Genomic DNA, 24,646 nt, shown 5'->3' on the forward strand with positions numbered 1-24,646 from the left:
CTTCGATGAACTGAAGCAAGTCACTGTCGAAAACTGCGTAACTCGTTGAGTTTCAAGGAGTTTTCCGTTTCGACTGCGCCGGAAGTGGGGCGAATTATAGGCCCATAGAATCTGCCGTCAACCCTTAATTCAAAATTTCTATGGCCGGGCCAAAATTCCACCTGAATCCCGGCCCTATATAGAAGAACCACAAAGAATTGAGCAATATATTGCTCAATCCGGTTTAGTTAAGCATCATATCCAGACTCACCCTCCTGACATTGCCCTGGATGACACCCTGCATGAACACCCCACCTCGCAGCCTTGCCTCGACGTTGTTCCCGGTAGGCCTGCTGCTGATTGCCATGGCCTCGATCCAGTCTGGAGCCTCCCTGGCCAAGAGCATGTTCCCAATCGTGGGGGCTCAGGGCACAACAACACTGCGCTTGATCTTCGCCAGCATCATCATGCTGCTGCTATTACGCCCTTGGCGCGCCAAGCTCAGCGCCAAGTCATTGCGCACGGTAGTCGTTTACGGGCTGGCCTTGGGCGGCATGAACTTCCTCTTCTATATGTCACTGAGAACCGTCCCCCTGGGAATCGCCGTTGCGCTGGAGTTCACAGGCCCCCTGGCAGTGGCGATCTACGCTTCTCGGCGAGCCATCGACTTTCTATGGATCGGACTGGCGATCATCGGACTCCTGCTACTCATCCCAACCGGCTCGACCAGCACGGGCATCGACCTGACCGGTGCAGCTTATGCACTCGGCGCCGGAGTCTGCTGGGCGCTGTACATTCTCTTCGGGCAAAAGGCCGGCGCCGAGAACGGTATTCAAACCGCAGCGCTGGGCGTGATGATCGCCGCCTTGTTTATCGCCCCGATCGGCATTGTCCATGCCGGCGCCGCTCTGCTGACCACCTCCTTGATTCCAATCGCCCTGGGCGTCGCTGTCTTGTCCACCGCCCTCCCTTACAGCCTGGAAATGGTCGCGTTGACCCGGATGCCAGCACGCACCTTTGGCACCCTGATGAGCATCGAGCCGGCTTTCGGTGCGCTCTCCGGCCTGTTGTTCCTCCATGAGTACCTTTCGCTTGCACAGTGGATGGCAATTGCCTGCATCATCTTCGCCTCCGTCGGCGCCACCATGACCATGGGCAACCAATCCCACCCACCGGTCGCAGCTGATTGATTAAGATTCAACTCAACTCTGGTATTTGACGCTCAATTAGGCCATGTTTAGCCGGCTACTCGACGTCGGCCATGGACATGTCGGACAGGGATATCGCAAACACTAAAGGCGACAGTTAATGCAGTCACACTCGGGCATAAGATCCGAGGTTAGCGATAAGGACGGGGATGAAACGATTTTTGATACTGTTGGCCGTACTTGCGATTGCAGGCTGCGCAGCGACCGCGGAGACCAAGGTTAAACGCGGTAAAAAAGGACTCCACATCAACTGCTCCGGCCTGTCTTCTTCCTGGGACAAGTGCTACGCCCGCGCCAACAAGTCCTGTGGCCCAGGCGGCTACAAGGTAATCGCCAAATCAGGCGATGGCACCGAGGAACCAGGGGACTACCCCTTCGGCTTGAATCCGGCGGGTTACACCAGCCGAAGCATGATCGTCATGTGCAAGTAAGCGTCCCCCGTAATCAAACTCCGGGCGGATGCTCAAGCTGTTGAACAAGCTCATCGTGACTGGCCTTCAACACCTGGCGCTGGATGCCTGGGCTCACCAGCATTCGCGCGATCACCAGGGCGCCGACACATTGCGAGAGAATCGACCAGGCCAGACTGTCGCTGCCTAGCGTCTCGGCCCAAGCCTGTTGTAAACGACAAATCCAATCCTCGGCCTGCTGGCGAACAGCCGGGCTCCCCCGGGAAATTTCCGCGCCCAACGCAGGCAATGCACACCCAGCCCCCGGCTGTTCAAGATGCGCCATGCTCAAGTACTGCTTGAGGCAACGCCGCAGTTGCGCCTGACTCTGCTCTCCCTGCCCGCCCAAACGCTCCAGGCTCTGGCTCAGCTCGCGCTCGACGATCGCGCTGAACAACTCATCCTTGGAGGCGAAGTGACTGTAGAACGCCCCACCACTGAGCCCGATCGCCTTCATCAATGCATCCACACCCACGCTGGAGAAACCTTCTTCCTTGGCGGACACCGCACTGCTTTTTAGCAAGCGCTCCCGGGTTTCCCGCTTGTGATCGGCTGAATAACGCATCCCGCTCCCCCTCGATTCATCACCTTGACGCGTGGCGGATCGTAGCATAACGTTCGTTTAGTTAACGACCGTTTACTAAAGAGCGATTCCCCATGACCCATACTGCCAACAATAAAAAAGTCGTACTGGTGGTCGGCGCCGGTGACGCCACTGGCGGCGCCATTGCCAAGCGCTTTGCCGCTGAAGGCTTTTTCGCCTGTGTTACCCGCCGCAGCGCCGAGAAGCTGCAACCCCTGGTGGACGCCATCCAGGCCGTAGGAGGTGAAGCCCAGGGCTTTGCCTGTGACGCGCGCAAGGAAGAAGAGGTGGTCGCGCTGATTGAGCAGATCGAAACCCAGATCGGCCCCATCGAAGCCATGGTGTTCAACATCGGCGCCAATGTGCCGTGCAGCATCCTTGAAGAGACCGCGCGCAAATACTTCAAGATCTGGGAAATGGCGTGCTTTTCAGGCTTCCTCAATGCCCGGGAAGTGGCCAAACGCATGGTCACCCGCCAGCGTGGCAGCATTCTGTTTACCGGTGCCACCGCTGGCCTGCGCGGTGCGGCAGGTTTCGCCGCCTTCGCCGGGGCCAAGCACGGCATCCGAGCCTTGGCGCAAAGCATGGCCAGGGAGCTGGGCCCCTTGAACATCCACGTCGCCCACGTGGTGGTCGACGGCGCCATCGATACCGACTTTATCCGCGACAATTTCCCGGAAAAGTACGCCCTCAAGGATCAGGACGGCATCCTCAACCCCGAACACATTGCCGAAAACTACTGGTACCTGCACAGCCAGCCCCGGGATGCCTGGACCTTCGAGCTCGACCTGCGGCCCTGGAACGAACGCTGGTAAGCCCCTCCCCGATCACGACAAGGAGTTTGCCATGCGCAAATCCGTGGAGTTTTTCTTCGACCTCGGCAGTCCCACCTCGTACCTGGCCTACACCCAATTGCCCGGGATCTGCGCCGCCACCGACAGCCAACTGATCTACCAGCCGATGCTGCTGGGCGGCGTCTTCAAGACCACCGGCAATGCCTCGCCGATCACCATCCCCGCCAAGGGGCGCTACATGCTCCAGGACCTGGCTCGCTACGCCAAACGCTACCGGGTGACGCTTAATTTCAACCCGCACTTCCCCATCAATACCTTGCTGCTGATGCGCGCCGTCACCGGCATGCAGATGCACCACCCGGAACGCCTGACGGCATTTTTGGACTGTCTGTTCCAGGCGCTCTGGGTCGACCAGCGCAACCTCAACGATCTGGCAGTGGTCAGCGAGGTGCTGGAGGCGGCCGGTTTCGAGCCCCATGCGGTGCTCGATCTGTGCAACAACGAGGCGGTTAAGAGCGCGCTTAAGGACAAGACCGAGCACGCCCTGCAGCGTGGCGTATTCGGTGCGCCCAGCCTGTTTGTGGGTGACCAGTTGTTTTTCGGCCAAGACCGGCTGGACTTCGTGCGCGAAGCCCTGGAGGGCTAAGCGCAGCGGCGCGCCATCCAGCCGAAAGCTAGCGGCGCGCCGTCTCCCTCAGATCGCCGACGTGCGGACCTGCAACCACTCCAGCGCGGCGCCCTGCAACAGTGGGCTCAACCGCTCCCGAACCTCGGCGTGATAGGCGTTGAACCAAGCCCGCTCATCCTCGGTCAGCAAGCTCGGCTCCAGACACCGCGTGTCAATCGGGCAGAGGGTCAAGGTTTCAAAACGCAGGAACTCACCGAACTCGGTCTGCCCCGCCTCACGGTTCAACACCAGGTTCTCGATTCGCACGCCCCAGCGCCCGGGACGATAAGTCCCTGGCTCGATGGAGGTAATCATTCCCGGCTGCATGGCCGTCTGTGGCGCCACCGCCGCCTGATAGGCGATCACCTGCGGACCCTCGTGGACATTGAGGAAATACCCCACGCCATGCCCGGTGCCATGCCCGTAATCCACACCCTCGGCCCAGATCGGCGCGCGCGCGATGGCGTCCAGCAACGGCGACAGAATGCCCCGCGGAAACTGTGCCCGGGACAAGGCAATCACGCCCTTGAGCACCCGGGTGCAATCGTGTTTCTGCTCGGCAGTCGGCGTGCCGATGGGCACCATGCGCGTGATATCGGTGGTGCCGCCCAGGTACTGGCCTCCGGAATCGATCAACAACAAACCATCACCTTCGATCAGCGCGTGCTCGGCCGGCGTGGCGTGGTAATGGGGCATGGCGCCATTGGCATTGAACGCTGCAATGGTATTGAAACTCAGCGATACAAACCCCGGGCGTCGGGCACGAGCAGCACTCAGGTGCTCATCGATGGTCAGCTCGGTGATGCGCTCCGTGCCCAGGGCCGTCTCCAGCCAGGCAAAAAACTCGCACAGCGCTGCGCCGTCCTGCTCCATGGCCTGACGGATGTGCTCAGCATCCGCCAGGCTTTTCTGCGACTTGGCCAACGTACTGGGGTTCAAGCCCTCCACCAACCGGACGCCATCCTGCACATTGTTCAGCAGCCCGGCGGTGACCCGTGCCGGGTCGATCTGCAGGCTCGCGCCCACCGGCACCGCACCCAAGGCCGCCGCCACCTCGTGGTAGTCACTCAGGGTAACGCCGTCCCGCTCCAGCACCGCGCGCAAGGCGTCATCCACTTTGCTCAGGGCCACAAACAAGGTGGCCTGCTCCTGGCTGATCAGGGCGAAGGACACAAACACCGGGTTGAACGAAACATCTGCACCCCGCAGGTTAAACAGCCAGGCGATGTCATCCAGGGTGGCGATAAAGTGCCAATCAGCTCCCCGCTCCTTGAGGCTTTCCCGAACCCGGGCCAGCTTCTCCACCCGGCTGACCGTGGCCTGGGGTGGCAAGTGTTGATAGATCGGTTGGTCCGGCAAGGCCGGGCGGTCGCTCCAAAGCTCATTCAACAGGTCCAGATCCGTGCGCAACTGCGCCCCGCGTTCCTGCAACTTGGCGCCCAGGGTCCGCGCGGCGGCCACCGCCATCACCGCTCCATCCACCGCCACCACCCCAGCGGACGGTGTGTGCTCGGCCAACCAGTCCAGCGGGCCGGGTTGGCCCGGACGCAGCTTGACCAACTCGATGCCACTGCCATCCAGCTCTTTCGCCGCCTGCTCCCAGTAACGGCTATCGGCCCAGACTCCGGCAAAGTCGCCGGTGATGATCAGGGTACCCACCGAGCCGTGGAACCCCGACAACCACTGGCGCCCCTGCCAGTAACCCGGCAAGTACTCCGACAGATGCGGGTCCGCCGACGGCACCAGCAAGGCATGAATGCCCTCGCGGCGCATCAGCTCACGGGTCTGCGCCAGGCGCTGGGGAACCACGGGCAAAGGCTGGGTAGTCATTGTTTCTCCTGCTAACCGCTTGAATCGTTCTGATAGAAGGGCGATCCGCCGCCCTCAAGGCTAAGGCTGGGCCCAGAATGCCGGCGCAGCGGCCACGGCATCCTTGAGCAGACGCGCAGCCTGGTCGATGTCCTGTTCAGTGGTAAAACGCCCCAGGCTCAAACGAATGGTGCGCCCGGCACTTCGAGCGTCGAGCCCCAGAGCCAGCAATACATGGGAAGGCGCATTGCTTGCCGAGTTACAGGCCGAAGTGGCGGAAAAAGCCATGGAAGCGCTGAGGGCCAAAGGGTCGAAATTGCCTTCATTAAAGGTCAGGCTCAAGGTGTGCGGAATACGCTGGCTAACGCTGCCATTCAAACGCACGCCTGGCACATCGGCCAACTGCTCCAACAAACGCTCGCGCAGTCGGGCAACCGTCGCCGCCTCTTCGTCGAAATGCTCCTGGGCCAAGGCAAAGGCCTCGCCCATGGCCACGATCTGATGAGTGGCCAAAGTTCCGGAACGCAAGCCGCCTTCATGGCCACCGCCATGGATCTGCGCCTGCAAGCGCTGCTGCGCCCGCGGCCCGACATACAGCGCGCCAATACCCTTGGGGCCATAGATCTTATGGGCGGAAAACGACATCAAGTCCACCGGCCACTGAGCCAGGTCGATCGCCACCTTGCCCGCCCCCTGAGCCGCATCCACATGCAGCAAGGCGCCATGCTCACGCACCACCTGGCCGATACCGGGGATGTCGTTGACCGTGCCCAGTTCGTTGTTGACCAGCATCAGCGACACCAGAAAGGTGTCTTCACGCAGGGCTTCGCTGACCGCTTGCGCCGTGATCAGCCCTTCGGCGTCCGGCACCAGATAAGTCACCGCCACCCCGGCGTCCTGCAGTTGCCGAGCGGTGTCGAGGATCGCTTTGTGTTCGATCTGGCTGGTAATCAAGTGGCCGCCGGCAATCCCGCGCGCCTGGGCGACGCCCTTGAGGGCCAGGTTGTTCGACTCGGTGGCGCCAGAGGTCCAGACAATCTGTTCGGCACGGGCGCCCAGCAAATCGGCGACCTGCTGCCGCGCACGCTCAACGCTGCGCCGGGCCTGCTGGCCGAAGGCGTGGGAACTGGAGGCCGGGTTGCCGAAATTACCGGAAAACCCCAAGCACTCCACCATCACCCGGATGACTCGCTCATCCACCGGAGTGGTGGCCGCGTAGTCGAAATAAAGAGGACGTTCATTCATGGCAAAAACCCGCAGAGCCTATTCCAGAATCGAAGTGTGCACAGAGATCACCCCGCCTGGCCGAGTCACCACGCCGGGTAACGTCATATCAGGACAGGCTCCGGGCAAGACCCGATCAAATGCAGTTAAAGAAGGACAACTTCATTTAATAGTGCGTAGGAACGCTCCTGGCGCGAGCTTAACAGGCTGCGGGCACCGGCATGAAGCCCAGATCAACCCAGGCTTTCCAGCAACAATGGATACAGGGAAATGACCAGCAAGGCCGCCATGCCCAGATTGAACAGGCGCAGCCAGCGCGGGTTACGCAGCACATTGCGCAACAAGCTGCCACAGGCCGCCCAAAGGCTGACGGTCGGGGCGTTGATCAAGGCAAAGACCGCAGAAATCACCAGCACATTGGTGAAATAACCCTGCAACGGCGTGTAGGTGCTGATGGCCCCCACCGCCATGACCCACGCCTTGGGGTTGACCCACTGGAACGCCGCTGCCCCCCAATACCCCAGGGGCTGGCCCCGGCCGTCCTGGTTCTCGGCCATGGGGCCCGAGCGGGCGATTTTCCACGCCAGGTACAGCAGGTAAGCCGCGCCGACATAGCGCAACACGCTGTACAGCAACGGGTAGGCCTCGAACACCGCGCCCAGCCCCAGCCCAACCGCCAGCACCAAGACAAAGAAACCGCAGCTGATACCGAGAATATGGGGAATGGAGCGGTTGAACCCGAAGTTCACACCGGATGCCAGGAGCATGGTGTTGTTCGGTCCGGGGGTGATGGAAGTGACCAGGGCAAACAAGGCGAAAGCCAACAACAGGTCAGGCGAGAGCGTCATAAAAGTCTATCCGGAGGCAGGGTCAGTCAGGCCTTGACCCTATCCCAGGCACCACCGGAAACCCACGGACAGTTGGGGAAAACTTTCAGCCATACAGTGCCTCAGCTGGGCCGGCCCAACAGGCTGATACCGCGCTGCACACTCATTTCGCCCTGCTGATCAAAAGCCCCGGGGCGTTGCGGCTGGCCGAGCAAACGAGCTTTTTGCTGCTGGTAGTCGTCGAACGACAACCCGCGCCGGCTCAAGGCCTCAAGCGCCAATTGGCGACTTTCCTCGGCCGTATAAGGGCGCAATTCGGGGCTGACGTGGCTCGCACAGCCGGCGAGAACGGAAACGGCAAGCAGCAAACAAACAGTGAGAAAACGGTTCATGGCTCAGTCCTGGGAAGCGGGTTGCGAACAATGGACACAGGCTACTCGCGGCCCTCGCAGGTGAAAAATCAACACGCTCGATAGTCGCTATTGACCGCCCAGCCCAGCCCTTCATATTCATTAAAGTTCTATAAATATGGAAACAAGCTCTTTTGAGGAATAACAACAACCCTTTATAACAGGGCCATCCCGTTGCCTGACTGTTGCCAGGGCAACTGTTCACCAGGCAACAGCCGATCAACAAAACACCGCTCAACCAACAGCAGCGCCGCCCCCAAAAAACCGCCACAAGCCCCGCACTACAAGGCCTTGACGGTTTGGTACAGCTCTTGCTCAAGCACTGACACTTCTCACTGCTCGTTGAGCCACTGTTTAAAAAGGAACTGATCATGTCGCGTCCATTGCAAGTCGTTGCGGTATCCGGCGGTACCTGGCGTCCATCCCGCACCCTGGTGCTGACCCAAGCCGTACTCGCCGAACTGGCGACCCAGTTGCCGATCGAAAGCAAGCTGATCGAACTGGGGGATATCGCCCGGCCATTGGGCGCCTCGCTGTCGCGCCAGGAATTGCCGGACGAGATCGAAGCCGAACTCAAGGCCATCGAAAACGCCGACCTGCTGATCGTCGCGGCACCGGTGTACCGCGGTTCCTACCCGGGCCTGCTCAAGCACCTGTTCGACCTGATCGACCTCAACGCCCTGATCGACACCCCGGTATTACTGGCCGCCACCGGTGGCAGCGAGCGCCACGCCCTGGTTCTGGATCACCAATTGCGGCCGCTGCTGAGTTTCTTCCAGGCCCTGACCCTGCCCATCGGCGTGTACGCCACCGAAGCCGACTTCACCCACTACCAAATAACCAGTGAGCCCTTGAAGGCCCGCATTCGCCTTGCTGCAGAACGCGCCGCGCCCCTGTTCGGCGTGCATCCAAAAAATCTGCTGAAAATCGCTTAAGGACCTGTCATGGATGTTTTCTGGTTTCTCCCCACCCACGGCGACGGCCATTACCTGGGCACCACCCAGGGCGCCCGCCCGGTGACCCTCAACTACCTCAAGCAAGTGGCTCAGGCCGCGGACAACCTCGGTTACCACGGCGTGCTGATTCCCACGGGTCGCTCCTGCGAAGACTCCTGGGTCATCGCCTCGGCCCTGGTGCCGCTGACTGAACGCTTGCGCTACCTGGTGGCGATTCGTCCGGGGATCATCTCCCCCACCGTCTCGGCACGCATGGCCGCGACCCTCGATCGCCTGTCCAACGGCCGCCTGCTGATCAACGTGGTCACCGGTGGCGACCCCGATGAAAACCGTGGCGACGGCAGCTTCCTCGACCACAGCGAACGCTACGAAGTCACCGACGAGTTCCTGCAAATCTGGCGCCGGGTGCTGCAAGGCGAGGCCGTGGATTTCGAAGGCAAGCACTTACGCGTGCAAAACGCCAAGGCCCTGTATCCGCCAGTGCAGAAGCCCTACCCGCCGCTGTACTTCGGTGGTTCTTCCGAAGCGGCCCACGACCTGGCTGCCGATCAGGTCGATGTCTACCTGACCTGGGGCGAACCGCCGGCCGCCGTCGCGCAAAAGCTCGCCGATGTGCGTGAGCGCGCGGCCCGCAAAGGCCGCACGGTGAAGTTCGGCATTCGCCTGCACGTGATCGTCCGCGAAACCGAAGAAGACGCCTGGAAAGCCGCGGGCAAACTGATCGAGCACATCAGCGACGAAACCATCGCCGCCGCGCAAAAATCCTTTTCACGCTTCGACTCCGAAGGCCAGCGGCGCATGGCTGCCCTGCACGACGGGCGTCGCGACAACCTGGAAATTGCCCCCAACCTCTGGGCCGGTGTCGGCCTGGTGCGCGGTGGCGCCGGCACGGCCCTGGTGGGCAACCCCGAGCAAGTGGCGGCACGCATCAAGGAATACGCGGACCTGGGCATCGAAAGCTTCATCTTCTCCGGCTACCCGCACCTGGAAGAGGCCTATCGCTTCGCCGAACTGGTGTTCCCGTTGTTGCCCGAACCCTACGCCAGCCTGGCCGGACGCGGCATCACCAACCTGACCGGGCCGTTCGGCGAAATGATCGCCAACGACGTACTGCCCAACACCACGAAGGCCGGCTAAAGCGCCCTCTGCACGCCCGCTAGCGCCGCTGCCCGGCGCCGACCCAGTACGAGGTCGCGCGCCCGGCTGGCGATCAGCGCAACGCGCTTGCCCCTATCCCCTGGTCGCCCCAACGACCACGAACGAGGAACACCGCGTGACTGCCAAGCCGCAAAGCGCCCTGTTGTCCCCCCTGCAGACCGCCCGCCAACTGGCCGCCGAGTTTGCCCTGACCGCTGCCGAACGCGACGAGCGCGGCGGCACCCCCAAAGCCCAGCGCGATGCCCTGCGCCAAAGCGGGCTGCTGGCCCTGAGCATTCCGACCCAATATGGCGGCCTCGGCGCCAGTTGGAGCGACACCCTGAACATCGTTCGCGAGTTCGCCAAGGTCGACAGTTCCATCGCCCACGTCTTCGGCTTTCATCACCTGATGCTGGCCACGGTGCGTCTGTTCGCCAAGCCCGAGCAATGGCAGCCCTGGTTCGAGCAAACCGCGCGCAAGAACTGGTTCTGGGGCAACGCCCTCAACCCGCTGGACACCCGCACCCTGGTCAAGAATCTGGGTGGCTGGCGCGAGTTCTCCGGCAAGAAGAGTTTCTGCTCCGGCGCCAGCGACTCGGAAATGCTCATCGCCTCGGCGGTGGATGAAAACAACGGCGGCAAATTGCTGATCGCCGCCATCCCCAGCGGGCGCAGCGGCATCACCCTGCACAACGACTGGAACAACATGGGCCAGCGCCAGACCGACAGCGGCAGCGCCAGCTTCGAGCGGGTGCGGGTCGAAGAATCGGAGCTGCTTCTGGACCCGGGCCCACTGAGCACGCCGTTCGCCTGCCTGCGCCCATTGATCGCCCAGCTGACCTTCACCCATATGTTCCTCGGCATCGCCGAAGGGGCCTTTGAGGAAGCCCGGCAATACACCCTCACCGAAACCCGGGCCTGGCATAAATCCAGCGCCCAGGAAGCCCACCAAGACCCTTATGTGCTCAGTCACTATGGCGATTTCTGGGTGGCCCTGGAAGGCATGCGCTTGCTGGTGGAACGGGCAGCCGACCTGCTGGACAAGGCCTGGGACAAGGGGCCGAGCCTGAGCGCCGAAGAGCGCGGGCACCTGGCCACCGCCATCGCCGCCGCCAAGGTCGCCACCAGCCGCCAGGGCCTGGACCTGTGCAGCCGCCTGTTCGAAGTCACCGGCGCCCGTTCCACCCATGCGTCCCTGCGCCTGGACCGCCACTGGCGCAACCTGCGCACGCAAACCCTGCACGACCCGCTGGATTACAAACTCCATGAACTGGGCGACTGGGCGCTGAACCAGTCGCTGCCGACGCCGACCTTCTACTCCTAGCCTTCTATTCATAGAGCGTGCCCATGCAACTTTTGACGTTACCGCCCTCGCCCGCGCTGGCCACCTCGATCCGGGCCACCGCCCAGGTCTTCGAAGACCCGAAATCCCAGGCCTTGCTCGCGCATTTGCAGCAGGTCGCGCCCAGTGAAGCCAGCGTGCTGATCATCGGCGAGACCGGCACCGGTAAAGAGCTGGTGGCGCGGCACATCCACAACCTCAGCGCCCGGCGCAACCGGCCCTTTGTCGCGGTGAACTGCGGTGCGTTCTCCGAATCCCTGGTGGAAGCCGAACTCTTCGGCCATGAAAAAGGTGCCTTCACCGGCGCCCTCAGCGCCAAGGCCGGGTGGTTCGAGGAGGCCAACGGCGGCACCCTGTTCCTCGATGAAATCGGCGACCTGCCGATGGCCATCCAGGTCAAATTGTTGCGGGTGCTGCAAGAGCGGGAAGTGGTGCGCCTGGGCTCGCGCAAAAGCATCCCCATTGATGTGCGGGTGCTGGCCGCTACTAACGTGCAACTGGAAAAAGCCATCAACGCCGGGCATTTCCGCGAGGACCTGTACTACCGCCTGGACGTGGTCAGCCTGGAACTCAGCCCGCTGCGCGATCGCCCCGGCGACATCCTGCCCCTGACCCGGCACTTTATCGAGGCCTACAGCCAGCGCCTGGGCTACGGCACCATCAGCATCAGCAAGGAGGCCGAGCACAAGCTCAAGGGCTACAGCTGGCCGGGCAATATCCGCGAGCTGGAAAACGTCATTCACCACACCCTGTTGATCTGCCGCAACGGGATCATCGAGCGCGACGACCTGCGCCTGTCAAACATGCGCATCGAACGCCAGGACGACGGCCATGGCGGCCACGACGACTCGGCGGAAGCCCTGCTCGACCGGGCCTTTCAAAAGCTCTTCGAAGAACAGGCCGGCGCCCTGCATGAAAAAGTCGAGGACGCTCTGCTGCGTGCGGCCTATCGCTTCAGCCATTACAACCAGGTGCACACCGCCAACCTGCTGGGCCTGAGCCGCAACGTCACGCGCACCCGGCTGATCAAGATCGGCGAACTGGCGGTGAATAAACGGCGGCCGATCGAGGGCCCCAGCGAACGCACCCTGCAGTTGTCGATCTAGCCTCAATTGACCCGGTGCTGGGCGTCCAGTCGCGGCTCCACCAGCAGGCAGTGCAGCGCGTTGTCCGGGCTGCGCTCGATGCTGCGCAGCACCTGGAACGAACCGAAGGTCACGGTCCTGGCCTGATGGGCGTGAATCAGGTACCAGAAGTCCTGCTCGCCGTTTTCAAAACTGCGAAAGGCCGCTTCGCCGGCCTCCCGTGATTGCCACTGCAGGTAATTGAGCACGCGCCGGCCATCATCGCTGGCCTGTACGCTGGCACTCAAAAAGCCCCGGTACGAACGGGCCAGGCGCTCGGTCTGCTCGGACAACGCCGCCACCAGCGCGGGCTGTTGATGGGGCTCGATTTCAAATTCGATCAATTGCGTAAAGCTGCGGTTCTTCTCGGGCGCGTGCATGGCTCATCCCCACTGACCAGTAAATCTCAAAGATTGCGATTCGACGGTGCGCAGGGTAAAACCTTGAGTTAACTAGAGGTCAAGCAACTTTTACCCGGGGCCGGCGATGATCAGCAAAGACAACATCCACAAGGAATTGACCGTCGGCCAGCTCGCCCAGCGCAGCGGCGTGGCGGTTACGGCCCTGCACTTCTACGAGTCCAAGGGGCTGATCAGCAGCAATCGCAACGCGGGCAACCAGCGCCGCTACCATCGAGAAGTACTGCGCCGGGTGGCCTTGATCAAAATCGCCCAGCGCCTGGGTATTCCGCTGGCCACCATCGGCGAAGCCCTGCGAGCCTTGCCCGACGGCCGCGCGCCTACCGCTGCGGACTGGAAAAACCTCTCGGCCCAATGGCGCAATGGCCTGGACAACCGCATCAACCAACTGATCTGGCTACGTGATCAACTCAACGGTTGCATCGGCTGCGGTTGCCTGTCCATGGAAGCCTGCCCGCTGCGCAACTTTGGCGACGTGCTGGGCGAGCGTGGGCCGGGGATTCATTTGGATTGAAGATGGGCAGGTGCCCTGTCGCTGCCAAGCCAGCGCCCACAACGCCCCTCCCTCCTGTAGGAGCCGGCGTGCCGGCGATAGCGCCCTCAAACCAAGACAAGAAAACTCCGAGGGCATCGTCAGCAAAATCGCCCCTATGCTAAGGTCGGCGCCTGCCTCCTACGACGAGTCTCGCCTCCATGCCACGGACTGCTTCCTTCGAAAAGCCACGCTGGCTTCGCGACCTGCTGCGTTTCCTGCCCCTGAAAAGTCAATTCGTGCTGTCCGGCAACGTCCGCGACCTGCAGGCCAGTGAAGTGGCGCCCGGGGTCATCACGCCCCAGGCCTTCAACCTCAACCTGCGCGACGAATTGCTGGCGGCCGGCTACAGCCAGGTCATCAGTTGGGACCCACTGGCCGGCTTTCGAGTGCTGCAGCCACCAGGCGCCGACCTGGCAATCGCCGACACCCTGCTGCGCGAACTCGGCCTGACCCCGGTGGAAGGCAGCGCGCCAGCCGGCACCGACCTGCTCAGCGCCACCCTACAACGGCTGGTCAATCGCACCGGCGAGCCGCTGGCGCTGATTGTCGATTTCGCCTCGCGCCTGGTCATCCGCAACGACGCCCTGACCGCCGCCGAGCACCAGCTCTTCACCCAGGCCCTGGTGCTGTCCCACCAGGCCCGTGGGCGCCCGGCCGGCGAGCAGCGCAAACCGTTTTTCAACAGCATTCTCTGGGTGGTGGAAAAAGAAGGCGACCTGCCGGACTGGATGCTGATCGACAACCCTCGGCTGCGCCATATTCCCGTCTCCAAACCCGACCAGCAGGCCCGCCTGGCCCTGGCGCCGGCGTTGTTACGTGGCCTGGCCGGCAGCCAGGACGCCAGTGAAGAAACCCAGCAAAAAGCTGCCCAGGCCTTTGCCGAGAACACCGAAGGCCTGTTGCTGCTCGACCTCAATGCCATCGCCCAACTGGCCCGGGTCGAAGGCCTGGCCCTGGAGCGCATCGGCGATGCGGTGCGGCGCTACAAGGTGGGGGTCACCGAAGACCCATGGCTGAAGATCGACCGTCAGCGGATTCGCCAGGCCGATGACTTCATCCGCCAGCGGGTCAAGGGCCAAAGCCACGCCGTGACCCACATGCTGGATATCGTCAAGCGCGCCATGACCGGGGTCGGTGCCAGCCGCAAGGGCAACCGCCCCCGGGGCGTGGCCTTCCTCGCCGGCCCGACCGGGGTGGGCAAGACCGAGCTGGCGAAAACCATCACCAGCCTGCTGTTCGGTGATGAAAGCGCGTACATCCGCTTCGATATGTCGGAATTCAGTGCCGAACACGCCGACCAGCGTCTGGTCGGTGCGCCACCCGGCTATGTCGGCTACGACGTGGGCGGCGAACTGACCAACGCCATTCGCGAAAAACCCTTCAGCGTGGTGCTGTTCGATGAAATCGAAAAAGCTCACCCGCGCATCCTCGACAAGTTTTTGCAGATCCTCGACGACGGCGTGCTCACCTCGGGCCGGGGCGACCGGGTGTATTTTTCCGAGGCGCTGATTGTCTTCACCTCCAACCTCGGTATCTACCGCCAGGGCGACAACGGCGAACGGGTGGCCAACGTGTTGCCCGGGGAAACCTTCCCGGTGGTCCAGGGCAAGGTCCTGAGCGAAATCGAGCGCTACTTCAAACTGGTGCTCAACCGCCCGGAGATCCTCAACCGGATCGGCGAAAACATCATCGTCTTCGACTTCATCCGCGAGGACGTGGCGGGGGAAATCTTCCACCAGATGGTCGGCAACACCCTGGCCGACCTCACCGCCCAGGCGCTGCACATCGAGCTGGAAGCCAGCTCCCTGCAAAGCCTGCGCGCCCTGTGCCTGCATGACCTGTCCAACGGCGGCCGGGGCATCCGCAACCAGCTCGAAGCGCACCTGATCAACCCGCTGGCCAGGGCCCTGTTCGACCAGGACGCCCAACCCGGCGAGCACTTCCTGATCAGCCAGTTGAACGCTGAAGGCCTGCTGCTGGAACGCCGTACGCTGTGAACATCAGCCTGTCGCGGGTGCATTTCCCAGTCACCACCCTCGGCCCGGGTCGGCGCCTGGGCATCTGGTTCCAGGGTTGCAGCATCCGCTGCGAGGGCTGTATTTCCGCCGACACCTGGGGCCCCGGCAAACAGCCGCTGGCCCTGGAACAGTTGCTGGAGGACATCCAGCCCTGGCTGGTCGAGGCCGAGGGCATCACCCTTTCGGGCGGCGAACCCTTCGACCAGCCCGAGGCCCTGCTGGCCTTGCTCGGCGCCCTGCGCCAACGCACCCGGGCGACATCCTGGTCTACAGCGGGCACACCCTGGAGACCCTGCAACCCCTGCTGCAACGCGCCGACGGTTTGCTCGATGCATTGATTTGCGACCCCTTCGAGCAACAACAGGCGCAAACGCGGGTCCTACGCGGCAGCGATAACCAACGCCTGATTTTTTTCACCGAGCTGGGTCGTCAACGCCTGGGCGCCTACGAGCGTCCCTTGCAGGCTGACGACCGAGCCCTGGACCTGATGTTCGATGACGATGGCAGCGTCTGGATGGCCGGCATCCCTCGCCGTGACGACTTGTTGCACCTGCGCGACCTGTTGCACGACCAGGGCCACCAACTCCAGATCAGCGCCCATACCTCACGCCGCCGTTAACCGGAATTGCCCTCGATGATACGTTTTTGCCCCAACTGCCAGACCGCACGCCCGCTGGCGGAAATCTTCTGCGAAGGCCAACTGGCGGATCACCGCCCCTGTGGCTGGGAACTGTCCGCCGAGGCCATTCACCCCGATGGCTGGCACCCGCAACCGGTGATCACCCAGGAACTGTTGGCGCAGCAACAGCAGGCCCTGGAAGCCGTCCCCATTGGCCTGCATTGCAGCGCCGGCCACCCCATGGACCCGGGCGACATGATGTGCCTGGTCTGCGGCGCCGACCCGGTCAGCGCCGAACCTGCCCCCCCGGACAGTGAGCCCGTACCGGCCAGCACCAGCCCGGAACCGGCGGCCGCCAGCGGCGAAACCGTGATCGATGGCTGGCGCCTGCTGCGCCAGATCAGCAGCACCGGGGTCCGCGAACGCTTTATGGCCGAGCACCTGGACAACGCCCACCAGGCGGTGCTGACCCTCTACCAGGCCGGTGCCGAACCCGACCCGGCGGTCTACGAAGTGCTCAAGCGCCTGCCCCGCGAGCACGTGCCGGACATCATCATCACCGGCCGTTGGGACGAACGCGCCTATGAAGTGGCCGAAGAACTCACCGGCGGCACCCTGGCCGACCTGGGGATGGTGGTCACCGACGTGAGCGCGGTGCAGCACATCGTCCGCGAACTGGGCCAGGCCCTGCATGCCTTCAGCGAAGCCGGCCTGCGCCACCGCGACCTGCGCCCGGCAACCCTGCTGGTGCGCAGCCGCGAACCGCTGGACCTGGTGATCAGCGGCTTCGGTTCGGCGCGCCTGTCAGAGTTCGACCTGGACATCGTCTCGCCCCTGGAAACCAGCCGCTACATGGCCCCCGAAGCGATTGCCGGCGGCGTGGCCGCAGCGTCGGACTGGTGGAGCCTGGGCATGATCCTGCTCGAACAGCTGACCCAGGGCGCCTGCTTTGCCGGCATCAATGCCAATGCCTACCTGATCCATATCCTCGCCAACGGCGTGCTGTTGCCCGAGACCTGGACCCGCAACTCGACCTGCTGCTGCGCGGCCTGCTGGCCCGGGACCGCCACCAACGCTGGCAATGGCCGCAGGTCCAGGCCTGGCTCAACGGCGAGGCGGTCAGCGCCCCCGCCGCCATGGCCGCCGAAGAAGACAACGCCGAAGGCGCGACCCTGGCCCTGGGCGACCGGCGCTTTCGCAAACCCCGGCTGTTTGCCCTGGCCGCCGCCGAAGCCCAGCACTGGGCCCAAGCCCTGGATCACCTGCTGCGCGGGGTGATCGTGACCTGGGCCGAGCAGGCCGGCCTGGCCCCCAAGTTGCTGGCCGGCCTGCGCCAGGTGGCCCAGCACGAAGGCCTGGAAGACGACGTGCGGCTGATGCTCGCGCTCAAGCTGCTGAACCCGGAAATGCCCTTGATCCAGCGCGGCGACATCGTCACTCCGGGCTGGCTGCTGGAACACCCCCTGGACGGTTATCGCCTGATCAGCGGCCCGGCCCCCGACCTGCTGGAACGCCTGGAAACCGAACACTGGCTGACCCGGCTCAAGGTGCGCGCCGAGCAAGTGCGTCAGCGCGCCCAGCATCAGTCCATCGAGCTGGACGAAGACCAGTTGCGCATCTACCTGCTCTCTACCTCCCGGGCACGCCTCGCGGCGCAGTGGGAAGAGCGCCAGCGCCTGCTGCCCGACAGTGAGCACCACGGCGTGCTGTCGCTGTCGGACCGCCGGTTGATCAGCGAAGAAGACCTGATCGTGCTGCTCAGCGCCGCCATCGGCCAGTTCCGCTCGGTGGACGCGATCCTCGAAGAAGCCGCGCAACTGGCCCGCGACGCCGTGGTGCTGAGCTTCGAAACCGACGCCGCACAGGCTTTGCTGGAACAGCCACGGCCGCAGATTTACCGCGATGTCGACGAGCGCATCAGTGGTTTCGCCCGCTGCGGCGTGCCGGCAATCGACGACTGGGCCGAGCAGTTCCGCTTGGAGCGGCGCATGCCATTGGCCCGGGCCCTGGTGCTGTTGGCGATCCCAGCCGAGCAATGGCTGGAGCCGCAAAAACAGCACTATGTGTCGCAGATTCTGGATTTCTTCGAGAAGAAGGTCGCCAGCGTGGTGATGCGCGGGCCCCTGGTGCGCATGAGCATCGGCAAAACCACGGCCCGGGTCGACCTGCACGAACTGCACAGCGAGCGCAGCGCCGCGCCAGCGCTGCTCGATCACTTGGTGGCGCGTAACGCCCAGCCGATTGCCCTGGACCCGGGCTGCTTCGCTGGCAACGACGGGCTGGAGGGGCGCTTGAACAGCCTGTACCGGCAAAGCTCGCTGTACAAACGCGACACCGGCATCGACGGCCTGTACCTGGGCTTCCCCTTCCTCCTGACCCGCGACCCGCGCGGCACCACCCGCACCCGCATCGCCCCGCTGCTGCTGTGGCCGGTCAAGCTGCTGCTGGAAGTCGGCAGCCGGGGCCAGGTGTCCCTGGTGTTCGACAGCGAACGCGAAGAAGTGCGGCTCAACCCCGGCCTGGAAACCCTGCTCGGCATCGACGCCAGCAAGGTCTGGCGCAAGACCGCCGACGAACTACTGGGACGTTCGGCACTCAAGGCCGCTGACGTGATGGACGCCTTCGGCATGCTCGCCACCGCCCGCTCGCGAGTCCTGGGCGCACTGCCGCCAGCGACCACCGAGGTGCTGGCCTACCAGGACCAGTTGGCCTGCGCCGCAGTGCTGTTCCACGTGGCCTTTATGGGCCAGGCCATTGGTGAAGACCTGCGCCAGCTCAAGGCCCTGCCGCCCGGTGGCACCGGCCTGGAAACCGCCCTGCGCCTGAATGAAGGCAGCACCCAGGCACCGCCCATGGAGGTGGTGCCAGAGCTGCAGCGCTTCTTTACCGTGGCCAGCGACCCGTCCCAGGAAGCCGCCGTGCTCCAGGCCCGGCAAGCCCCCGGGCTGCTGGTGGAAGGCCCGCCCGGCACCGGCAAGAGCCAGACCATCGTCAACATGGTGGCCGACGCCATCGGCCGCCAGCGCAGCCTGTTGATCGTCTGCCAGAAGCACGCTGCCCTGGAGGTGGTGCACAAGCGCCTGGTGGCCGAAGGCCTGGGCAACCGTATCGTCATGCTCAATGACATCAACCGCGACCGCGAACCGGTGATCCGCAGCGTGCGCGAACAACTGGAAGCCCTGTTCAAGGTCGAAGTGCTGGAGCAACCCTGGCTGCGCCAGCGTGAACGCCTGGCGGCGCGCATCGAAGCCCTGGAAGGCGAGCTGGACCGTTTCCACCAGAGCCTGCACCGCCTCGATGAACACACAGGCTTGAGTTACCGGACCCTGCTCGGCGAACTGATCGGCCTGGAGCAAGGGGCTCCGCCCCTGGACATGCCGGTGCTGCGCCAGCGCCTGGCAATCCTGGACATCGCCGACCTGACCCGCCTGGAAGAAGCCTGCGCCCCCCTGGCCCGGCTGTGGTTGCCGGCGCGTTATGAACACAGCGTGCTGGCCCAAGTCCAGGCCTTCCCCACCGACAAGGCCAGCCTGCAAGCCTTCGACAGCAGCCTGCGGGCGTTCCAGGCCGCCGAAAGCACGCGCCTGCAGACCCTGCAAGCGCACCCGGCAAGCTTCGAGGTCGAGGACCCGGCGCCTTACCGCGCCTGGCTCGACGGCCATGTGCAAAGCCTGCTCGGCCTTGATGACAACCATCGCCACCTGCTGGCTCGCTGGCTGCCGCTGTTTCGCAGCCATGGCGGCGAAACGCCTCAGGGCGACGGCCTGATCCAGGCACTGGAACAGCTTGACCTGCAATTGCAACAGTGCGACCCGGCCCATTACCTGGCCAACCTGTCCCCGGCCCTCAGCGCCTTGCCGGCGGCCGAACTGCGCGCACTGCAACAGCGCACCCGCAGCCTGATCCAAGGCCAGTCGTGGTGGGCCCGGCTCAACCCACTGCGCCTGCTGCGGCGGAGCAAAGTCCTGGGGTTCCTTAGCGAACACGGTGACAACGCCGGCGAACAACGGCTGCCGGCCTTGCTTAACGCCGCGTTGCTGGAAAACCAATGGCGCCCACTGCGCAACCAGCTCGGCCAGTTGCATCAACAGCTGGACCTGGCTGACGTCACCGCCGACATCGGCCTGAGCCTGCACCCGCTGGTGCGCAACGACCTGCGGCAACTGCGGGAAATCGGCGCCCTGGCCCAGGGCCTGGCCGAAGCGCCACGGGTCGACCAGGTGGACGCCGCCATCCTCACCGGTGAGCGTCAATCCCTGGACGCCCTGCTGGCCGGCTACGACGCCGCCTTTATCCGTTGCAATGTGCGCCAGCTCAGCCTCGCCGCCCTGCAACGCCTGGGCGACTGGCTGGAGCCACCGCTGCTGGCGCAACTGCACACTGCAGTGAGCCAGAACCAGAGCAACCTGCTGGTGCTGAACCGCCTGGACGATGCCCTGCCCACGCTGGCGGCCTATCAGCAATTCCGCAGCCGGGTCGGCCAACTGTCAGCCGCCGACCTTGAGCTGTTCGCCGTGCTGCGCGAACAACAGGCGTCTCTGGATGTCGTGCCGCCCGAGCAACTGGAAGCGCTGGTCCGCCGCCTGCTCAATCGCGAAGCGCGCCTGGGCTGGAAGCGTCGCATGGAACAACAACTGCCGGAGCTGATGCTGGAGCAAAGCGAAACCGCAGCGAAAATCGCCAGCCTGGCCGAAGCCGATGCGCAGATGCGCCTGCTCAACCGCCAGTTGCTCAGCGAAGGCATCGACGCCGCGCGCTTGGGCACCCGCAAACAGTGGGAAGACGTGACGCGCCTGACCGGTCGCCGCTCGCGACGCCTGCGGGAATTCATCGAGATGGGGTCGAGCCTGGGCCTGATGAGCCTGCGCCCGGTGTGGCTGATGAACCCCGATGTGGCCAGCCGGGTGCTGCCCCTCAAGCCCGGCCTGTTCGACATCGTGATCTACGACGAAGCCTCGCAGATGCCCGTGGAGTTCGCCCTGCCAACCCTGTATCGCGGGCGGGTCACGGTGGTCAGTGGCGATGAAAAGCAAATGCCGCCGACGGCGTTTTTCTCCAGCCGGGTCGAGAGCGACGAGGCCGAACTGTTCGACGGCGACCTGCCCGACGACCAGGACAACGAAGAACAACGCGAGCAATTCGAAGACACCTGGAACCGTCGCGAGATCAAGGACTGCCCGGACCTGCTGCAACTGGCCCGCAGCTCGCTGCCGGCCACCACCTTGCAGATCCACTACCGCTCGGCCTACCGCGAGCTGATTGGCTTTTCCAACGCCTCGTTCTATGGCAACCGCCTGAGCATTCCGGTGCGCCACCCAGAGGCCAACATCCTCAGCATCAAGCCCCTGGAGCTGATCCGCGTCGACGGCCTCTACCAGCAACAGACCAACGCCCTGGAAGCCGAGCGCGTGGTCGAGCACCTGGCCCAACTGTGGCTGACACCTTACGAGGCGCGGCCGTCGGTGGGCGTGGTGACCTTCAACCGCAAGCAGGCCGACCTGATCGAGGAATGCCTGGAACGCCGCGCCGAGCAAGACCCGGTGTTCCGCGCCGCCTACAGCCAGGAGCGGGAACGCAGTGAAGACGGCGAAGACATGTCGGTGTTCGTCAAAAACGTGGAAAACGTCCAGGGTGACGAGCGCGACATCATCGTCTTCTCCTCGACCTTCGGCCGTAACAGCCAGGGCAGCTTCCGCCGCAACTTCGGCGTGCTCGGGCAGACCGGCGGCGAGCGGCGGCTCAATGTGGCGGTGACCCGGGCGCGGAAAAAGGTGGTGATGATCACCTCGATGCCAATCGCCGACATCTCCGACATGCTCAGCACCCAGCGCCCGCCGGCCAGCCCCCGGGACTACCTGCAGGGCTACCTGGAATACGCAAGGGCGCTGTCCGCCGGGGAGTTCAGCACCAGCCAGAACGTGCTCGGCCGCTTGCTCACCGAGCGCCCGGAAGTGCGCCTGCAACACAGCGCCCACAGCGACGGCTTTACCCAGGCCGTAGCGGCCTTTGTGCAAAGCCTGGGCTGGACCGCCGCGCCGGCCAACGAAGGCGATGCCTTCGGCCTGGATTTCGCCATCGAGAACCCGGCCACCGGGCTCTACGCCATCGGCATCGAGTGCGACACCCCACGCCACGCCCTGCTCAGCCGCGCCCGCTCGCGGGAAATCTGGCGGCCGTCGGTGTTGCGCCGGGCCATTCCCCATATCCATCGGGTTTCGTCCCAGGGCTGGTACCAAGATGGCGACGCCGAGCGCGCACGCCTGCAAGCCGCCATCGAGCGCGCCTTGAGCCTGGCAGTGGTGACCCCGGTCACCGTCACCGAGCCCGAAACAGCGCAGCCCCTCCTCGACACGGAAGACACCCCATGAGCGGCCCCAAAGTCGTACGCATCGTCACCCGCGAAGAAATCCTCGCGATCTGCGCCGGCCACCTGCGCCGCCTGGAAACAGCCATCGCCCGCTGGGAACAGCACGCCACGCGGATCGGAGAACTCAACGCCAGCGAACAGGCCGCCACCTACGCCCGTCGCGACCAGCTACAGCGCTTGATCGACGCCGACCAACTGCGCGAGCTGCAAACCCGAGTGCCCATCGAGATCGAGTTTCTTCAGCGGGACCTGGCACAGCGTGAAGCGCGGGCGGTGCAGCGCGCCACCGAGCAGCGGCAATGGCAGCGGCGCCTGCGGGAGAATGCCGCGACCCTGCTCAAGGCCCTGCACGACAAGGACGCGCCAGCCGCACTGCTGGAGCAACTGCAAGCCCTGGCGGACGGCCAAGGCAGCGAGCAGGCCGAACGCATTCTGGCTCAGGGCTTTGCTGCCTTGAGCACGGCACCGGCGGAAAGTCGCCTGAGCGAAGCGCAACAGCAATTGGCCCGCCGCCTGCAAACCGACAGCGCACCGCTGACCCTGGCCCAATGGCGCGCGGCCCATGAACAACGTGAACCCCGCTTGCTGGACATCGACCGCCATATCGCCCACCTGCAAACCCTCGACAGCCACGCCAGCGCCGAACCGTACCTGGCCAAGCTGACGTTGATCGAAGAGGAACACCGGCCCCAGCAACGCAACCTGCTGCTCGACAGCCTGGTCCTGGAATTGGCCGCAGCCACCCGTGCCTGCAACGAGCGCCGGGCGCGCTGGGCGCAGTTGCAGGACCTGGCGGCGGAAGTCGAGACCCTGCTGGGCGAGACCGCGGAGGCCTTGCTGAAGCAGGTGCAACAGTGCACGGCCGAGGATCTGGAAACAGTCAGCGCGCTGAGCGAGCAATGCACCGCCCTGATCGCCGAGCATCTGCAACAGCAAGCCGCCCTGGCTCGCCGCCAGGCGGTATTGGAAGGCCTGAGCAGCCTGGGTTATGAAGTGCGCGAAGGCATGGCCACCGCCTGGGCGGAAAAGGGCCGGGTGGTACTGCGCAAGACCGCGACCCCGGGCTACGGCGTTGAAGTCGGCGGCAGCGCCGACAATGGCCGCCTGCAAGTGCGTGCGGTGGCCCTGACGGCCAACCACGACACCCAGCGCGACAAGGACATCGAAACCATATGGTGCAGCGAATTCCAGCGTTTGCAGGCACTGCTCGCCGCCCAGGGCGATGAACTGAGCATCGAAAAAGCCCTGGCGGTCGGCGCCGTGCCACTTAAGGAAGTGGCGCTGGACGCCGCTCTGGAACAGCAGGACGTGCGTCAGCTGCGGACCTTGTAACAGCGCCCGGCGAGCACCGGGCGCTGAGTTTCCCCATCAGAAGCCCGGTGCAATCTGCCCTTTGTAGCGGGTCAGGATGAACTGGCGCACCGCATCGGAATTCAACGCCTTGGCCAGTTTCTGAATCCGCGGATCGTTGATGTTGTCCGGACGCGCCACCAGGAATTCGATGTACAGGTCCTTGCCCTTCTCCACGATCAGCGCGCTGTTGGTGTCGATCCCGGCTTCCAGGGCGTAGTTGGCAAACACAAAGGCCAGATCCACCTGACTCACCGAACGGGCCAGCAAGGCCCCTTCCAGCTCACGGATTTTCAGGTGCTTGGGGTTCTCTGCGATATCGCGCTGGGTGGCCAGGGTGTTGCTCGGGTCTTTGAGTTTGATCAGGCCGGCTTCGTGCAGCAGCACCAGGGCGCGACCGGTGTTCACCGGGTCATTGGGGATAGACACCGTGGCGCCGTCCTTCAATTCGGCAATGTTCTTGATCCTGGTCGAGTAGGCACCGAAGGGTTCGATGTGCACGCCCACCACCGGCACCAGGTCGGTGTGCCGGGTCTTGTTGAAGTCATCGAGAAACGGCCGGTACTGGTAATAGTTGGCGTCCAGGTTCTTCAGCGCCAACTGCTGGTTGGGCTGGATAAAGTCGGTGAAGACCTTGATGTCCAGGTCAACGCCTTCCTTGGCCAACTCGGGTTTGACGAATTCAAGAATCTCCGCGTGGGGCACCGGGGTGGCACCGACGATCAGTTTTTCATTGGCGTGAGCGCTCAACGACAAGACGGCGGCCAGGATGGCCAGGGACTTTTTCATGCGGTGCTCCTAAGGCAGATACAAGTGACCGTCGTGGGGC

The 24,646-nt window shown here is 63.8% G+C and carries 18 protein-coding genes and 2 pseudogenes; 13 read left to right on the forward strand and 7 right to left on the reverse strand.

The window, feature by feature from the left end; all coding sequences use genetic code 11:
* The first annotated feature begins 281 nt into the window (after positions 1–281).
* A complete protein-coding gene (gene rhtA, locus M1B35_RS06590; RefSeq protein WP_268261537.1) occupies positions 282–1,169 on the forward strand; it encodes a threonine/homoserine exporter RhtA in 888 nt (295 codons plus the stop codon).
* A 167-nt stretch (positions 1,170–1,336) separates the two neighbouring features.
* Entirely contained in the window at positions 1,337–1,618 is a 282-nt protein-coding gene (locus M1B35_RS06595; RefSeq protein ID WP_123328133.1) for a hypothetical protein, read from the forward strand.
* Between the two features lie 13 nt (positions 1,619–1,631).
* Here M1B35_RS06595 and M1B35_RS06600 read toward each other — a convergent pair whose 3' ends face one another.
* On the reverse strand, positions 1,632–2,201 hold the full coding sequence (locus M1B35_RS06600) for a TetR/AcrR family transcriptional regulator (protein WP_268261538.1): 570 nt from the start codon (positions 2,199–2,201) through the stop codon (positions 1,632–1,634).
* A 92-nt stretch (positions 2,202–2,293) separates the two neighbouring features.
* Here M1B35_RS06600 and M1B35_RS06605 point away from each other — a divergent pair, with 92 nt between their 5' ends.
* The gene (locus M1B35_RS06605; RefSeq protein ID WP_268261539.1) at positions 2,294–3,034 is read left to right on the forward strand and encodes an SDR family oxidoreductase; all 741 of its coding nucleotides are present in this window, start codon (positions 2,294–2,296) and stop codon (positions 3,032–3,034) included.
* 31 nt (positions 3,035–3,065) lie between these two features.
* Complete coding sequence (locus tag M1B35_RS06610) at positions 3,066–3,659, forward strand: 2-hydroxychromene-2-carboxylate isomerase (RefSeq protein WP_268261540.1); 594 nt, start codon at positions 3,066–3,068, stop codon at positions 3,657–3,659.
* Between the two features lie 48 nt (positions 3,660–3,707).
* Here M1B35_RS06610 and M1B35_RS06615 read toward each other — a convergent pair whose 3' ends face one another.
* The 4 genes from M1B35_RS06615 to M1B35_RS06630 form a co-directional block, all read right to left on the reverse strand.
* On the reverse strand, positions 3,708–5,510 hold the full coding sequence (locus M1B35_RS06615; RefSeq protein ID WP_268261541.1) for an aminopeptidase P family protein: 1,803 nt from the start codon (positions 5,508–5,510) through the stop codon (positions 3,708–3,710).
* A 60-nt stretch (positions 5,511–5,570) separates the two neighbouring features.
* A complete protein-coding gene (locus M1B35_RS06620) occupies positions 5,571–6,734 on the reverse strand; it encodes a cysteine desulfurase family protein (protein WP_268261542.1) in 1,164 nt (387 codons plus the stop codon).
* Between the two features lie 212 nt (positions 6,735–6,946).
* Positions 6,947–7,561, reverse strand: coding sequence for a LysE family translocator (locus M1B35_RS06625; protein ID WP_268261543.1), 615 nt, complete (start codon positions 7,559–7,561; stop codon positions 6,947–6,949).
* A 101-nt stretch (positions 7,562–7,662) separates the two neighbouring features.
* A complete protein-coding gene (locus M1B35_RS06630; protein WP_268261544.1) occupies positions 7,663–7,932 on the reverse strand; it encodes a hypothetical protein in 270 nt (89 codons plus the stop codon).
* Positions 7,933–8,321: 389 nt separating this feature from the next.
* Here M1B35_RS06630 and msuE point away from each other — a divergent pair, with 389 nt between their 5' ends.
* From msuE to M1B35_RS06650, 4 genes are all read left to right on the forward strand, one after another.
* The gene (msuE, locus tag M1B35_RS06635; RefSeq protein WP_123328140.1) at positions 8,322–8,885 is read left to right on the forward strand and encodes an FMN reductase; all 564 of its coding nucleotides are present in this window, start codon (positions 8,322–8,324) and stop codon (positions 8,883–8,885) included.
* A 9-nt stretch (positions 8,886–8,894) separates the two neighbouring features.
* Positions 8,895–10,043, forward strand: coding sequence for an FMNH2-dependent alkanesulfonate monooxygenase (ssuD, locus tag M1B35_RS06640; protein ID WP_268261545.1), 1,149 nt, complete (start codon positions 8,895–8,897; stop codon positions 10,041–10,043).
* Positions 10,044–10,179: 136 nt separating this feature from the next.
* Positions 10,180–11,367 carry an acyl-CoA dehydrogenase family protein gene (locus M1B35_RS06645; protein ID WP_268261546.1) on the forward strand — a complete coding sequence of 396 codons (1,188 nt, stop codon included), beginning with the start codon at positions 10,180–10,182 and terminating at the stop codon, positions 11,365–11,367.
* Positions 11,368–11,390: 23 nt separating this feature from the next.
* The gene (locus M1B35_RS06650; RefSeq protein ID WP_123328143.1) at positions 11,391–12,491 is read left to right on the forward strand and encodes a sigma-54 interaction domain-containing protein; all 1,101 of its coding nucleotides are present in this window, start codon (positions 11,391–11,393) and stop codon (positions 12,489–12,491) included.
* A gap of 2 nt (positions 12,492–12,493) precedes the next feature.
* Here the strand turns inward: M1B35_RS06650 and M1B35_RS06655 are convergent, their stop codons facing one another.
* Complete coding sequence (locus tag M1B35_RS06655; protein ID WP_268261547.1) at positions 12,494–12,889, reverse strand: antibiotic biosynthesis monooxygenase; 396 nt, start codon at positions 12,887–12,889, stop codon at positions 12,494–12,496.
* 106 nt (positions 12,890–12,995) lie between these two features.
* Between M1B35_RS06655 and soxR the strand changes: the two genes are divergently transcribed.
* The 5 genes and pseudogenes from soxR to M1B35_RS06680 all read left to right on the forward strand — a co-directional run bounded on the left by soxR (position 12,996) and on the right by M1B35_RS06680 (position 23,799).
* Positions 12,996–13,442, forward strand: a complete 447-nt coding sequence (gene soxR, locus M1B35_RS06660; RefSeq protein ID WP_268261548.1) for a redox-sensitive transcriptional activator SoxR — start codon at positions 12,996–12,998, stop codon at positions 13,440–13,442.
* Between the two features lie 179 nt (positions 13,443–13,621).
* The gene (locus M1B35_RS06665) at positions 13,622–15,460 is read left to right on the forward strand and encodes an AAA family ATPase (protein WP_123328146.1); all 1,839 of its coding nucleotides are present in this window, start codon (positions 13,622–13,624) and stop codon (positions 15,458–15,460) included.
* Positions 15,457–16,100: pseudogene (locus M1B35_RS06670) on the forward strand (4Fe-4S cluster-binding domain-containing protein). The gene M1B35_RS06665 and the pseudogene M1B35_RS06670 overlap by 4 nt, the downstream one beginning before the upstream one ends.
* 15 nt (positions 16,101–16,115) lie before the next feature.
* A pseudogene (locus M1B35_RS06675) lies at positions 16,116–22,468 on the forward strand (AAA domain-containing protein).
* The gene (locus tag M1B35_RS06680) at positions 22,465–23,799 is read left to right on the forward strand and encodes a coiled-coil domain-containing protein (protein WP_268261549.1); all 1,335 of its coding nucleotides are present in this window, start codon (positions 22,465–22,467) and stop codon (positions 23,797–23,799) included. The pseudogene M1B35_RS06675 and the gene M1B35_RS06680 overlap by 4 nt, the downstream one beginning before the upstream one ends.
* A 36-nt stretch (positions 23,800–23,835) precedes the next feature.
* Here M1B35_RS06680 and M1B35_RS06685 read toward each other — a convergent pair whose 3' ends face one another.
* The gene (locus tag M1B35_RS06685; protein ID WP_123328150.1) at positions 23,836–24,606 is read right to left on the reverse strand and encodes a MetQ/NlpA family ABC transporter substrate-binding protein; all 771 of its coding nucleotides are present in this window, start codon (positions 24,604–24,606) and stop codon (positions 23,836–23,838) included.
* Positions 24,607–24,646: the final 40 nt, after the last annotated feature.

The sequence above is a fragment of the Pseudomonas morbosilactucae genome (assembly GCF_023241665.1).
GTDB classification, from domain to species: Bacteria; Pseudomonadota; Gammaproteobacteria; order Pseudomonadales; family Pseudomonadaceae; genus Aquipseudomonas; species Aquipseudomonas morbosilactucae.